Below are 13073 nucleotides of genomic sequence, written 5' to 3' on the forward strand. Positions count from 1 at the left end.
ATAGGCATGAAGGCCGGTATAAACGCCAGTTATGCGTTGTCGTGTCGCCACGCCGTGACCTCGGACATATGGGCGAGGAAGGCACGTTCGGCCGGATTCAGCGCCGCGCCGGGATTGGTGATGCGGAATGTCTCCGTGCGCGGCAGGTCTTCGTAGGGCGGCAGTTGCCAGAGGTCGCCGTCGGCGACCGCCGCGCCGGTGAGGTGCGCGGGCAGCATGCCGATGCCGGCATTGGCCACCACCAGCCGCATGACCTCCTCGACGTTGAAGGCGAGGGCGCGTACCGCCTGGCCGAAGGAGCCGATTGCGCGCACCGCCGTGACCGGTCCCATATGCGGGCCGCCGAGCACGTCGGAAATGAAGCTGACATAGGGTTCGCCGCGCAGTTCTGCGACATCGATGCCGTCGAGGCCGAACAACCGGTGACCGCGGCCGCAATAGAGCGCATAGGTCTCGATGCAGAAGGGAACGCAATCCAGTCCCGCGGGAATGATGCCGTCCGAGATGCCGAGCGTGGCGATGCCGCGCTCGACGGAGCGGATGACGTCCGACGTGGTTTCCACGCGCACCCCGGCGGTGACCCGCGGGTGGCGCTGGAAGAACGCGGCGAGCGCCTGGTCCCATTCCGGATTCATGGCGTGGCTGACGGTGTGGATCGTGATGTGGCCGGACACGTCCTCGGCGGTTGGCTCCATCGCTTCGGGCAGGCGCACAACGGCGGTAAAGATGTCGCGGCAAAGCGCGTGCAGCCGCTCGCCTGCCTCGGTCAATTCGAACCGTCCCGGCCGCCGGTCGATCAGCTTGTGGCCGACCGTCTGCTCCAGTCGCTTCAGCGCCATGCTGACCGCCGGCTGCTGCAGCAGGAGCCGGTTCGCCGCGCGCGTGATGCTGCCTTCCTCGACCAGCACGACGAAGGTGCGGAGCAGGTTCCAGTCGAGATTGTGGGCGAAGCGTTCGAGGCGGTTGACGGGCATGGCTGGACGCGACCGCTTTTCGGGTTCCGAAGGACGGCGACCGGCACGGCCCGAAGCGCGCCGGGGCGCTTCGGGACAGGCCGACCGGCTACTTCATCGTGTAGACGTCGACCGCGAAGTACTTGTCGTTGATCTTCTGGTAGGTGCCGTCGGCGCGGATGTCCTTCAGCGCCTGGTTCAGCCTTTCGCGCAGCGCTTCGTCCTCCTGGCGCACGGCGATTCCCACGCCATCGCCGACGAACTTGGGATCGGTGATCGGTTCGCCGATCAGTTCGCAGCAGTCCTTGCCGTCGTCATTCTTGGTAACCCAGTCCAGCAGCGGGATCATGTCGCCGACCTGAAGGTCGAGGCGGCCGTTGGCGAGGTCGAGATTGACCTCGTCCTGGGTGGGATAGAGCTTGATGTCCGCATCCGGATAGACGGCCGCGACGAATTCCGCCTGAGTGGTGCCGGCCTGCGCGCCGATTGCCTTGCCCTTCATGCCCTCGTTGCTGAAGTCGGTGATGCCGGCGTCCTTGGGCGCGGCATGGGTCATGGCGGCGAGGTAGTAGGGATCGGTGAAGGAGACCTGCTTCTTGCGGTCCTCGGTGATGAACATCGAGGCGATGATCATGTCGTATTTCTTTGCCTGCAGGGCGGGAATGATGCCGTCCCAGTCCTGTGCCACGACCTCGCACTCGACCTTCATCTTCTCGCACAGGGCGAGGCCGATTTCGACGTCGAAGCCGCCGAGTTGGCCGGATGCATCCTGGAAGTTGAAAGGCGGGTAGGCGCCCTCGGTGCCGATCTTGAGGGTTTCGGCGGAGGCCGTCGAGGCCAGCAGGCTACCGGCGGCGAGCGCCAGCGCGACTATGCTCTTTTTCATGGTTGGTTCCCCTTGTTGCGAGCTTCGTTGACGGTGGTCGAGGCGGAGCCTAGCGTCACCATCGATATAAACGAAATCGATAGGCATAATAGCAGACATTGCATGAATTGATGCTGTCAAGCCCTCGAAAACCGCGGGGAACGGTTTCAGACCTTGCTGAGGCGGATCAGGTAGCCATCCACCGGCATGTCGGTGGTCAGCAGCACGACATCCTCGATCAGCAGGCAGTCGTGCCGAAACAGCTCGATGGCATGGCTGCCGGCGTCGACGCGCAGGCTGCCGCGCGGGACGATCATGGTCACGCCGCCGGGGGCGTCGAAGTGGTGCTGTCCCTCGAAGTGCCAGCGCTCGACCCGGTGGGCCCAGCGACCGCGCCGGGTCATGACGTTGAGGTCGACGATCGGCCCGTTCACCAGCGCCGCGGTCGTCGGCAGGTCGGCCGGAAAGGCGAGCGGCTCGCTATGCGGCGTCAGCACCGTCGCGGGCCGTTCCGCGATCTCAAGTGCAATGCCCTCGCCCTCGATCACCGACAGCGTCCGGTCGACGCCGGGAAAGGCCGAGAACGGACCGTCGGCGGCAACCGTCGCCATGCTGACGCGCCAGTCGAAATCCCCAAGTCCGGCGCCAGTAGGGGAGACCGCGATCTCGGCCGTCTCGCCGGTACCATTCTTCCACGGCATGCGGCGGTAGTTTTCGGAGCGGAGAACCTGCATCGACTTCCCGTCTGTTTGCGGTTGCGGGGGCAGTATACCCCAACGCCGCGCGCCGGGGTAACCATGCTGTCGGTTGACTGGTGGAGCTGATGGCCGCGACCCCGCCGCCAGCCGTTGCGCATGCGACGGTGCGGGCCGGGGCGCAGGCGGCCCGTCAGCCGAGCCAGCCGAGGCTGATCGCGATCCACGCGACCGGCGCGGCCAGCAGGATGCTGAGTCCGGTGCGGACGTACCAGATGACGATCAGGTCCTTGAACGACAGCGGGATCGAGGTGGCGAGCACGCAGGGGATCGAGGCCGACAGGAACAGCACCTGGCTGACCGAGACGATCGCCGCGACGAACCTCAGCGAGATGTCCGCCTCCTTGAGCAGGATGGCCGGGAGGAACATCTCCGCAAGGCCGGAGGCCAGCGACTTGGCGGCAAGCATCGGCTCGCCGAGCTGGGCGATCCAGGTAAAGGGATAGAGTGACAGCCCGAGCACGTCGAAGATCGGTGTGTACTTGGCGGCAAGCAGGCCGAGTAGGCCGACGGCCATGATGCTCGGCAGGATCAGCGAGGCCATGCGCAGGCCGTCGAGGAAGCTGTCGCGCAGCATCGCCGGCAGGTTCCTGGCGATGCTCGCCTGTTCGAGGCCGGTATCGATCGCGGTGCCGATGCGGCCTTTGCCATCCGGCAGCGGCTGGTCGCGGTCGGCGGGATGGTCCATGCCGGCGATCGGCCAGACACGGGCGGTGATGGCGGAAACCGCGAAGGTGACGGCAAGCGTCGACCAGAAATAGAGGTTCCAGCTGTCCATCAGCCCGAGCGTCTTGGCGACGATGATCATGAAGGTGGCCGAGACGGTGGAAAAACCGGTGGCGATGATCGCCGCCTCGCGCACCGTGTACTTGCCTTCCTTGAAGACGCGGTCGGTGATCAGCAGCGCCAGCGAATAGGAACCGACGAAGGAGGCGACGGCGTCGATCGCCGACCAGCCCGGCGTGCGCCAGATCGGCCGCATCACGGGCTGCACCAGCACGCCGGTGAATTCCAGTAGGCCGTAGCCGATCAAAAAGGCGAGCGCCAGCGCGCCGATCGGCACGATCAGGCCGACGGAGAGCACCAGCTTGTCGAACAGGAAGGGCAGCATGTCGGGCGCGAACAGCACCTCAGGCCCGACGCCGGCGAGGTACATTCCGGCGAGCGCGAGGCCGAGCACGCGCAGAACCGAGAAAACCATCTCCGTGACGTTCTTCTTCCAGGTGCCGCGCACGAAGGGTGCGATCGCGCCATAGGCGATCAGCGCGCAGACGAAGGTCACGGCGAGCGGGCGCAACTGGGTGGCGATGGCGCTGGCGGCGTGGTCGAGCAGGATGGTCGACTTGCCGGCGATGGTGACCGGCACGAAGAACAGGACGATGCCGATCAGGCTGAAGAAGACGAGCTTCAGGCCGGCGCCGGCGCGCGAGCCGGCGGCCCGGGTGGTGATGTCTGTCATGGGGTTCCTCCTCCCAAAGATGGATATGAAAAGGGGCGGCCCGCCATGCCGCCCCTGGTTCATGCTTAGTTGCCGAGGATGCCGGGCAGGCGCAGGCCCTTGTCGCGGGCGCAGTCGAGGGCGATGTCGTAGCCGGCATCGGCGTGACGCATGACGCCGGTCGCCGGATCGTTCCACAGCACGCGCGAGAGGCGGGCAGCGGCATCGTCGGTGCCGTCGGCGCAGATGACGACGCCCGAATGCTGCGAGAAGCCCATGCCGACGCCGCCGCCGTGGTGCAGCGACACCCAGGTGGCGCCGGAGGCGGTGTTGAGCAGGGCGTTCAAGAGCGGCCAGTCCGACACGGCGTCCGATCCGTCCTTCATCGCTTCGGTCTCGCGGTTCGGCGAGGCGACCGAGCCGGAATCGAGGTGGTCGCGGCCGATGACGACCGGGGCCTTCAACTCGCCGTTCCTGACCATCTCGTTGAAGGCGAGGCCGAGGCGGTGGCGGTCACCGAGGCCGACCCAGCAGATGCGCGCCGGCAGGCCCTGGAAGGAAATGCGCTCGCGCGCCATGTCCAGCCAGTTGTGCAGGTGCTTATTGTCGGGCAGCAGTTCCTTGACCTTGGCGTCGGTCTTGTAGATGTCTTCCGGATCGCCGGAGAGCGCCGCCCAGCGGAACGGGCCGATGCCGCGGCAGAACAGCGGGCGGATATAGGCCGGTACGAAGCCCGGGAAGGCGAAGGCGTTTTCCAGGCCTTCTTCCTTGGCGACCTGGCGGATGTTGTTGCCGTAGTCGAAGGTCGGCACGCCCATGTCCTGGAAGGCGATCATCGCCTCGACATGCTCGCGCATCGAGGCGCGGGCGGCCTTTTCGACCGCCTTCGGGTCGGAGACGCGCTTCTCTTTCCACTGACCCATCGTCCAGCCCTTCGGCAGGTAGCCGTTGACCGGGTCGTGGGCCGAGGTCTGGTCGGTGACCATGTCGGGACGGATGCCGCGGCGGACCATTTCCGGCAGGATCTCGGCGCAGTTGCCGAGCAGGCCGACCGACTTCGCCTCGCCGTTCTTCGTCCAGCGGGCGATCATCTCCATCGCCTCGTCCAGCGTCTCGGCCTTTTCGTCGAGATAGCGGGTGCGCAGGCGGAAATCGATCGAGTCCGGGTTGCACTCGACCGCAAGGCACGACGCGCCGGCCATGACGGCGGCGAGCGGCTGGGCGCCGCCCATGCCGCCGAGGCCGCCGGTCAGCACCCACTTGCCCTTGAGGTTGTCGCCATAGTGCTGGCGGCCGGCCTCGACGAAGGTTTCGTAGGTGCCCTGGACGATCCCTTGCGTGCCGATGTAGATCCACGAGCCGGCGGTCATCTGGCCGTACATGGCCAGGCCCTTCTTGTCGAGCTCGTTGAAGTGGTCCCAGGTCGCCCAGTGCGGCACCAGGTTGGAGTTGGCGATCAGCACGCGCGGCGCGTCCTTGTGGGTGCGGAACACGCCGACCGGCTTGCCGGACTGGACCAGCAGGGTCTCGTCCTCGTTCAGATCCTTGAGCGTCGCGACGATCTTGTCGAAATCGGCCCAGGTGCGGGCGGCGCGACCGATGCCGCCATAGACGACCAGTTCGTGCGGGTTTTCCGCGACGTTCGGGTCGAGGTTGTTCATCAGCATCCGCAGCGGCGCTTCGGTCATCCAGCTCTTGGCGTTGAGCTCGGTGCCCTGCGGCGCGCGAACGTCGCGGATGTTGTGGCGGGGATTGGTGGTCATTGCGGTTCTCTCCCGGTCAGTGTTTCAGGCCGAGCGCGACGGCTTCGATGCGCTCGAGGATGGTTTTCAGATGGGTGCGCAGCCGGTCCGCCTTGCCTTTGTCGTAGGCGAAGGGCGGGGCCTCGGTGGCGAGGTGGGTGGATTGCGCCAGCTCCATCTGGATGGCATGGGCGCCTGTTTCCGGCCGTCCGTAGTGACGTGTGGTCCAGCCGCCCTTGAAGCGGCCGTTCAGGATGCTGGTGTAGCCTTCCGCCTTGCCGGCGACCTCGGCCGTGACGGACTCGATCGCCGCATCGCAGGTCTTGCCGCTGTCGGTGCCGATGTTGAAGTCCGGCAGCTTGCCCTCGAACAGGAAGGGGATGTGCGAGCGGATCGAGTGGCAATCGTAGAGCACGGCGACGCCATGGATTTCCTTCACCCGCGCGATCTCGGCGGCGAGCGCGGCATGGTAGGGGGCGTGGAAATCCCGCAGCCGCACGGCGATGTCGTCTTCGGTCGGCGCTTGCCCGTCCTTCCAGATCGGCGTGCCGTCGAAATCGGTCTCGGGCACGAGGCCGGTGGTGTTCTGGCCGGGATAGAGGCTGACGCCGCCCGGGTCGCGGTTGGCGTCGATGACGTAGCGGTGGAAGGTGGCACGCACTGTCGTGGCGTTCTCCAGGAGCCCGTCATAGAGTTCATGGATGTGCCAGTCGGTGTCGGCGAGGATGCGGCCGTTGTCGTTGAGCCGAGTCCAAATATCGGCCGGAACGTCGGTGCCGGTATGCGGCAAGCCGAGGATGACCGGCGAGCTGCCGCGCTTGAGGTCGAACACCGTCATCTCAACCCTCCAGGACCGGCAGGAGGCCGGCGGAAACGGCGGCGTTGAGGCCACCCAAGGCGATGAGGTCGCCGGCCGCCTTCAGGTCGTCGGCCATGTAGCGGTCCTCCTCGATGGTGGGCGAGACGGCGCGGATGGCGGCGATCGCCTTGGCGAGCTCGGGGCTGGTCGTCAACGGCGCGCGCAGTTCGACGCCCTGGGCCGCGGTCAGGGCCTCGATGCCGATGATCGCAAACAGGTTGTCGGTCATCTGCAACAGCCGGCGGGCGCCATGGCAGGCCATCGAGACATGGTCTTCCTGGTTGGCGGAGGTTGGCGTCGAGTCGACCGAAGCCGGATGCGACAGCTGCTTGTTCTCGCTCATCAGCGCGGCCGAGGTGACCTCGGCGATCATCAGGCCGGAATTCAGCCCCGGCTTCTTGGCGAGGAAGGCCGGCAGGCCGTAGGACAGCGCGGGATCGACGAGCAGCGCGATGCGGCGCTGGGCGATGGCGCCGATCTCGCAGACCGCCAAGGCAATCTGGTCGGCGGCAAAGGCCACCGGTTCGGCGTGGAAGTTGCCGCCGGAGACGACCGAGTTGTCGGACAGCACCAGCGGATTGTCGGTGACCGCATTGGCCTCGATCTCGAGGCTGCGGGCGACCTGGCGCAGCAGGTCGAGGCAGGCGCCGTCGACCTGCGGCTGACAGCGGATGCAATAGGGGTCCTGGACGCGCTCGTCGCCCTCGATATGGCTCTGGCGGATGACCGAGCCGTCGAGCAGGCTGCGCAGCGCCGCGGCCGTGTCGATCTGGCCCTTGTGGCCGCGCAGCGTGTGGATGTCGGGGTGGAACGGTGCCGACGAACCCATCGCCGCATCCGTCGAAAGCGCGCCGGTGATCAGCGCGGCCTGGGCGGCGCGGTGGGCGCGGAACAGGCCGGCCAGCGCCAGCGCCGTCGAGGTCTGGGTGCCGTTGATCAGCGCCAGCCCTTCCTTGGCGGCGAGCGTGACCGGTTTCAGGCCGGCGAGGTCAAGGGCGCGGGCGCCGCTCATCCGTTCGGCCCCGAAGAAGGCCTCGCCGTGGCCCATCATCACCGCCGCCATGTGGGCGAGCGGTGCGAGGTCGCCGGAAGCGCCGACCGAGCCCTTTTCCGGGATCACCGGGATGACTCCCTTTTCCAGCATGCCCTCGATCAGCCGCACGAGCTCGAGCCGCACGCCCGAGGCGCCGCGGCCGAGCGAGACGAGCTTCAGCGCCATCACCAGCCGCACGACGTTTTCCGGCAGAGGCGCGCCGACGCCGCAGCAGTGCGACAGGATCAAGTTGCGCTGCAGGGTGGCAACGTCGGCGGCGTCGATCTTGATCGAGGCGAGTTTGCCGAAACCGGTGTTGATGCCGTAGACCGGGGCATTGCCGGCGGCGATCTCGGCGATACGCGCCGCCGCCTTGGCGATGCCGGCATCGAAGGCGGGATCGAGGCGGGCCGGCTCGCCGGTCCAGTAGATGGTCTCGAGGTCCTTGAGCGGCACCGCGCCCGGATGCAGGATGATGGTCATTTGGATGTCTCCCAATGCGGCCCAAAGGCCGCCGATTCCCGTTACCGGCCGCGGCGGACGCGCCGGTGGAGCGGATTGAAGCCCATGCGATAGACGAGCTCCGCGGGCCGGCCGATGTCCCACAGGACGAAGTCGGCCCACTTGCCGGTTTCGAGCGTCCCCACCTCATCGACCAGACCGAGCGCGCGGGCGGCCTCGCGGGTGGTGCCTGCCAGGCATTCCTCCACCGTCATGCCGAACAGCGTGGCTGCCATGTTCATCGTCAACAGCAGTGAGGTCAGCGGCGAGGTGCCGGGGTTGCTGTCGGTGGCGACAGCCATGCTGACGCCATGCTCGCGGAACAGCGCGACCGGCGGCTTCTTCGTCTCGCGGATGAAGTAGAACGCGCCGGGCAGGATCACGGCGACCGTGCCGGCCTTGGCCATGGCGGCGGCGCCGGCGGCATCGGTGTATTCCAGGTGGTCGGCCGAAAGCGCGCCATACGAGGCGGCCAGTGCGGCGCCACCGAGATCGGAGAGCTGGTCGGCATGGAGCTTGACCGGCAGGCCCAGCGCGCGGGCCGCATCGAAGACCTTTGCGATCTCCGCCGGCGAGAAGGCGATGCCCTCGCAGAAGCCGTCGACGGCGTCGGCAAGCCCCGACGCTGCGACGGCCGGCAGCATGTCGGTGATGACCTTTTCGATATAGGCGGTCTTGTCACCCCGCATTTCGGGCGGCAGCGCGTGGGCGCCGAGGAAGGTCGTGCGCACGGTCACGTCGCGCACCTCCCCGAGCCGCCGCGCCGCGCGCAGCGTCTTGATCTCGTTGTCGCGGTCAAGGCCATAACCGGACTTGATCTCGACCGTGGTGACGCCCTCGGCAAGCAGCGCGTCGAGCCGGGGCAGGCTTTGCGCAAGCAGTTCGTCCTCGCTTGCCCCGCGCAGCGCCGTGACCGAGGAGACGATGCCGCCGCCGGCGCGCGCGATCTGCTCGTAGGAAGCGCCCTCCAGGCGCATCTCGAACTCGTTGGCGCGGTTGCCGGCGTGGACCAGATGGGTATGGCAATCGATCAGACCCGGGGTGATCCAGCGGCCCTCGCAGTCGACCGTCGCCAGTTCCCGGAACGGGGCGGGCAGGCCGGCCTCCGGGCCGGCATAGGCAATGCGACCGTCGCGGACGGCGATGGCGCCGCGCTCGACGATACCCATGCCCTCGAGAGCCGGGTCGAAGGTCGCCAGCCGCGCATTGCGCCAGACCCGCGCCGTCTCATCCGGCCCGATGTTTTTTGTCTCGGATAGTGCCTCGGACATCGTTTCACTCTTCCCTCTGTTGCTGATAATGTATATACATAATGAAAGTCATGCAAGATCGTTTTGCGATCTTTCAAACCGAATGGATCGAGGAGGGTGCTTTGGCCGTCGTTTTCGCGAAGAATGCTCTGCTGCCGGAAGGCTGGGCCCAGAACGTACGCATCACGCACGATGGCGGGCGCATAGCGGCGGTCGAGAAGGAGGCCGACGCGGCCGGAGCGGAGGAGCGCCACGGCGCGATCGTGCCGGGCATGGCCAACCTGCACAGCCACGCCTTCCAGCGCGGCATGGCGGGGCTGGCGGAGATGCGCGGCCCCGGCAGCGACAGCTTCTGGAGCTGGCGCGAGGTCATGTACCGGTTCGCCCTGACGATGACGCCCGATCAGGTGGAAGCCGTTGCCGCCCAGCTGTATGTCGAGATGCTGGAGGCCGGGTTCACCCGTGTCGGCGAGTTCCACTACCTGCATCACGACCGCGACGGCCGGCCATATGCCGACATCGGCGAGATGGCTGCGCGAATCGCCGCGGCGTCGTCCACGACCGGAATCGGTCTGACGCTGCTTCCGGTGTTCTACGCCCATTCCGGCTTCGGCGGTGGCGCGCCGGGCGAGGGGCAGCGCCGCTTCATCAACGATCTCGACGGCTACGGTCGCCTGCTGGCCCGCTGCCGCGAACTGACCGGGGACCTGGCGCAGGGCGTGACCGGCGTCGCGCCGCACAGCCTGCGCGCCGTGACGCCGGAGGAGCTGTCGGAGGTGGTGCGGTTGGCCGGGACGGCGCCGGTCCACATCCACATCGCCGAACAGGTGAAGGAGGTTGAGGACTGCCGCGCCTGGTCCGGCCGGCGTCCGGTCGAGTGGCTGCTCGGGCACGCGCCGGTCGACGGCCGCTGGTGCCTGATCCACGCCACCCACATGACCGAGGAGGAAACCCGCGCCATGGCGGCGGCCGGGGCGATCGCCGGCCTCTGCCCGGTCACCGAGGCCAATCTCGGCGATGGCACGTTTCCGGCTGCGGCCTTCGTCGGCGAGGGCGGGCGCTTTGGCGTCGGCTCGGATTCGAATGTGCTGATCGGGCTGGGCGACGAGTTGCGGCAACTCGAATATTCGCAGCGTCTGCTGCACCGCGCGCGCAACGTGCTGGCGCAGCCCGGCGGCTCGACCGGGCGTTCGCTGTTCGACGGCGCGGTGCTCGGAGGCGCGGCGGCGCTCGGGGTCGAGGGCGGCCTTGCGGTCGGCAAGCCCGCGGACTTCGTCAGCCTTCGGCCGCGGCACGAGCTGCCGCTCGCGGGCGACGCGCTGCTGGATGCCTGGATCTTCGCCAATGGCGCCTGCGTCGACGGCGTCTGGGTGCATGGCCGCAAGCTCGTCGCCGCTGGCCGCCATGTCGGGCGGGAACAGGTCGCGAGGGCCTTCGCCGAGGCGATGCGTGCGCTCGTCGCCTAGCCGCGGAGTTGATCGGCCGACCGGCCTTTCGTAGCGTGTACGTCGGTTCAACGAACAAAGGGGGGCGAGTCGTCTCCGGCATGGATGAGATCACAGACCCCGCCGTCGCTCCGAAGGAGCCGTCGCTGCACCAGCGCATTCTCGAGGACGTCGAGGGCAGGATCCTGTCCGGGGATTGGCCGCCGGGATACCGCATTCCCTTCGAGCACGAACTGACCGAGCAGTACGGCTGCTCGCGCATGACGGTGAACAAGGCGATCACCGAACTGGTGAAGCGCGGCCTGATCGAGCGGCGGCGCAAGTCGGGCAGCTTCGTCACCCAGCCGCAGGCGCAATCCGCCGTGCTCGAGATTCACGACATCGAGGCCGAGGTGCGCGGCCTCGGGCTGCCCTATCGCTATGAGCGCCTGTCGCGCGCGGAACGGGCGCCCAAGCCGGCGGAGCGCAAGCTGCTCGACCTGGCCCCGGGCGCGCGGCTGCTCGACCTCGTCGCCGTGCATCACGCCGGCGCGCGGCCGTTCTGCCTGGAGGAGCGCCTGATCAACCTGGCCTCGGTGCCGGAGGCGGCCAGCGAGCCTTTCAGCACTTCAGCCCCCGGCCAGTGGCTGCTCGGCCAGGTGCCCTGGAGCGCCGCCGAACACCGTATCCGTGCGGTGGGCGCCGAGCCGCGCGTCGCCGAGACCCTGCGGATTGCGCCCGCTTCCGCCTGCCTCGTAATCGAGCGCCGCACCTGGAGCGGCGGCGCCTACATCACCCATGTGCGGCTGACCTATCCGGGCGAGAGCCATGAACTGGTGGCGGAATTCGCGCCAACCCACCCCAAGAGCTGAACTCACGGGATCGTCAGTACCGAGGATTCCTTCTTGCGCAGCTTTGTCGAAGGGGCGAAGGGCGAGCGGAAGCCGTTGGCGTTGGTCAGTGTGATGAAGTCGGTTCCTTTTCCCGTTTCCAGCTCGTAGCCGCCGTCGGCGATCGTGATCGAGGCGCCGACGCCGACCAGTTCGGCAACCTGCCGGCGCAGGTCGTGAGGGATGACGATGCGGTCGAGCGCTGCGGCGATCGGATCCTGCGCGGTCGTCACCTCGACGATGCCGGGGTCCTTGATGCCGAGGCGGCTGCGCACTGCGTAGGGCAGGTCGTTGTCCATGGTCACGCCCAGCCAGTCGACATGCTTGCCGCTGACGTCGCGGGCGACGAGGAAATGGGTGCCGAGCTCGAGCTGCGGTTCGACGATGGTGACGTTTCCTTCGAGGATCGGCGCGAAATTGCTGCGCACGAACAGCTTGCCGTTCGGCGGCAGGTCGCGGCCCGCCTTGCGGAACACCGCCTCGGCAAGCATCGCTGTGAACGTGCCGTCGACACGCAGGCCCTCGGCGGTCTGGAAGGCGCTGATGGCGGCGATCGTCAGCGACCCGTGCTTGCCGTCCGGCTCGCCGGCATCGAAACCGAGGCCGTTCAGCAGGTCCTGCACGTCCCGGAGCGTGTCGCTCTCCGTGCGGCGGGTGACGAGGATGCGGACCGGATCGTCCGGCGGATTTCGCTCGAACGTCTCGGCGGGCGCCGGATCGCTCGTGACGACCGCGGCGGCGTCGGTGGCCGTCTCCAGCAGGGCCGGGCGCAGCAGCGCATCCGACAGCAGCGCCGTGTCGGTCAGCGGGCTTTCCGGATCGAACAGGGCCGGGTGGCGGATCGCCCGCGGCTCGACCTCGCGGCCTGTGATCACGACATGGCCGCCCATGCGGGTCATCCGGAAGAGCAGCCTGGCGAACTTAGGCGGCATGCGCACGCAGCCGTGCGAGGCGGGATAGTCCGGCACGTGGTCGGAGGCGTGCAGCGCGATGCCGGACCAGGTCAGCCGCTGCATGAACGGCATCGGCGCCTCGTCATAGATGTTGGAATGGTGCATCGGCTTCTTCTCCAGGATCGAGAAGATGCCGGTCGGCGTCGTGTAGCCGCCCATGCCGCTGGAGATGCGGCTGCTCGCCACCATCGCCTCGCCGTCATAGACCTTCAACGTCTGCTGGTCCCGCGAGACGATGACCTGCAGCGGCCCTTCGGTCGCGCCGGCAAGCGCGGTGGTGGCCGTCAGGGCGAGCAGTCCGATCCCGGTGGCGAGGCGCAAAAGCATGTGTCCCGTCCTTACGCGATACTGGGGGTCTGCCGAGGCTAGCGCCTCACCTTTAAGGAAGCCTATATGATCGCTCATCGTCG

At 67.5% G+C, this 13073-nt stretch carries 11 protein-coding genes; 2 read left to right on the forward strand and 9 right to left on the reverse strand.

The window, feature by feature from the left end; all coding sequences use genetic code 11:
* Positions 1 to 29: 29 nt before the first annotated feature.
* The 8 genes from ACXAGF_RS07555 to hutI all read right to left on the reverse strand — a co-directional run bounded on the left by ACXAGF_RS07555 (position 30) and on the right by hutI (position 9417).
* Positions 30 to 974, reverse strand: coding sequence for a LysR family transcriptional regulator (locus ACXAGF_RS07555; RefSeq protein WP_475015758.1), 945 nt, complete (start codon positions 972 to 974; stop codon positions 30 to 32).
* 88 nt (positions 975 to 1062) lie between these two features.
* Positions 1063 to 1839 carry an ABC transporter substrate-binding protein gene (locus ACXAGF_RS07560; protein ID WP_475015759.1) on the reverse strand — a complete coding sequence of 259 codons (777 nt, stop codon included), beginning with the start codon at positions 1837 to 1839 and terminating at the stop codon, positions 1063 to 1065.
* A gap of 146 nt (positions 1840 to 1985) precedes the next feature.
* Positions 1986 to 2552 carry a HutD/Ves family protein gene (locus ACXAGF_RS07565; protein ID WP_475015762.1) on the reverse strand — a complete coding sequence of 189 codons (567 nt, stop codon included), beginning with the start codon at positions 2550 to 2552 and terminating at the stop codon, positions 1986 to 1988.
* Positions 2553 to 2706: 154 nt separating this feature from the next.
* Complete coding sequence (locus ACXAGF_RS07570; protein WP_475015764.1) at positions 2707 to 4032, reverse strand: YjiH family protein; 1326 nt, start codon at positions 4030 to 4032, stop codon at positions 2707 to 2709.
* A 65-nt stretch (positions 4033 to 4097) separates the two neighbouring features.
* A complete protein-coding gene (gene hutU / locus ACXAGF_RS07575) occupies positions 4098 to 5774 on the reverse strand; it encodes a urocanate hydratase (RefSeq protein ID WP_475015766.1) in 1677 nt (558 codons plus the stop codon).
* A gap of 16 nt (positions 5775 to 5790) precedes the next feature.
* Positions 5791 to 6591, reverse strand: coding sequence for an N-formylglutamate deformylase (hutG, locus tag ACXAGF_RS07580; RefSeq protein ID WP_475015768.1), 801 nt, complete (start codon positions 6589 to 6591; stop codon positions 5791 to 5793).
* A 1-nt stretch (position 6592) separates the two neighbouring features.
* Positions 6593 to 8128 carry a histidine ammonia-lyase gene (gene hutH, locus ACXAGF_RS07585; protein ID WP_475015770.1) on the reverse strand — a complete coding sequence of 512 codons (1536 nt, stop codon included), beginning with the start codon at positions 8126 to 8128 and terminating at the stop codon, positions 6593 to 6595.
* A 41-nt stretch (positions 8129 to 8169) separates the two neighbouring features.
* On the reverse strand, positions 8170 to 9417 hold the full coding sequence (gene hutI, locus ACXAGF_RS07590) for an imidazolonepropionase (protein WP_475015771.1): 1248 nt from the start codon (positions 9415 to 9417) through the stop codon (positions 8170 to 8172).
* Between the two features lie 101 nt (positions 9418 to 9518).
* Here hutI and ACXAGF_RS07595 point away from each other — a divergent pair, with 101 nt between their 5' ends.
* Positions 9519 to 10862 (forward strand): formimidoylglutamate deiminase, encoded by a 1344-nt coding sequence (locus ACXAGF_RS07595; RefSeq protein ID WP_475015772.1) that lies wholly within the window; start codon positions 9519 to 9521, stop codon positions 10860 to 10862.
* Between the two features lie 80 nt (positions 10863 to 10942).
* The gene (hutC, locus tag ACXAGF_RS07600) at positions 10943 to 11692 is read left to right on the forward strand and encodes a histidine utilization repressor (RefSeq protein ID WP_475015774.1); all 750 of its coding nucleotides are present in this window, start codon (positions 10943 to 10945) and stop codon (positions 11690 to 11692) included.
* Positions 11693 to 11694: 2 nt separating this feature from the next.
* On the opposite strand, the gene ACXAGF_RS07605 is transcribed toward hutC, so the two are convergent.
* A complete protein-coding gene (locus ACXAGF_RS07605) occupies positions 11695 to 12990 on the reverse strand; it encodes a L,D-transpeptidase family protein (RefSeq protein WP_475015776.1) in 1296 nt (431 codons plus the stop codon).
* Positions 12991 to 13073 lie beyond the last annotated feature (83 nt).

The organism is Mycoplana sp. ABR4_002 (assembly GCF_056159645.1).

What these genes read in the sequence shown, in the direction of transcription:
- ACXAGF_RS07555 (WP_475015758.1), bottom strand. Translation starts at nt 974, where the DNA reads ATGCCCGTCAACCGCCTCGAACGCTTCGCCCACAATCTCGACTGGAAC.
- ACXAGF_RS07560 (WP_475015759.1), bottom strand. Translation starts at nt 1,839, where the DNA reads ATGAAAAAGAGCATAGTCGCGCTGGCGCTCGCCGCCGGTAGCCTGCTG.
- ACXAGF_RS07565 (WP_475015762.1), bottom strand. Translation starts at nt 2,552, where the DNA reads ATGCAGGTTCTCCGCTCCGAAAACTACCGCCGCATGCCGTGGAAGAAT.
- ACXAGF_RS07570 (WP_475015764.1), bottom strand. Translation starts at nt 4,032, where the DNA reads ATGACAGACATCACCACCCGGGCCGCCGGCTCGCGCGCCGGCGCCGGC.
- hutU (WP_475015766.1), bottom strand. Translation starts at nt 5,774, where the DNA reads ATGACCACCAATCCCCGCCACAACATCCGCGACGTTCGCGCGCCGCAG.
- hutG (WP_475015768.1), bottom strand. Translation starts at nt 6,591, where the DNA reads ATGACGGTGTTCGACCTCAAGCGCGGCAGCTCGCCGGTCATCCTCGGC.
- hutH (WP_475015770.1), bottom strand. Translation starts at nt 8,128, where the DNA reads ATGACCATCATCCTGCATCCGGGCGCGGTGCCGCTCAAGGACCTCGAG.
- hutI (WP_475015771.1), bottom strand. Translation starts at nt 9,417, where the DNA reads ATGTCCGAGGCACTATCCGAGACAAAAAACATCGGGCCGGATGAGACG.
- hutC (WP_475015774.1), top strand. Translation starts at nt 10,943, where the DNA reads ATGGATGAGATCACAGACCCCGCCGTCGCTCCGAAGGAGCCGTCGCTG.
- ACXAGF_RS07605 (WP_475015776.1), bottom strand. Translation starts at nt 12,990, where the DNA reads ATGCTTTTGCGCCTCGCCACCGGGATCGGACTGCTCGCCCTGACGGCC.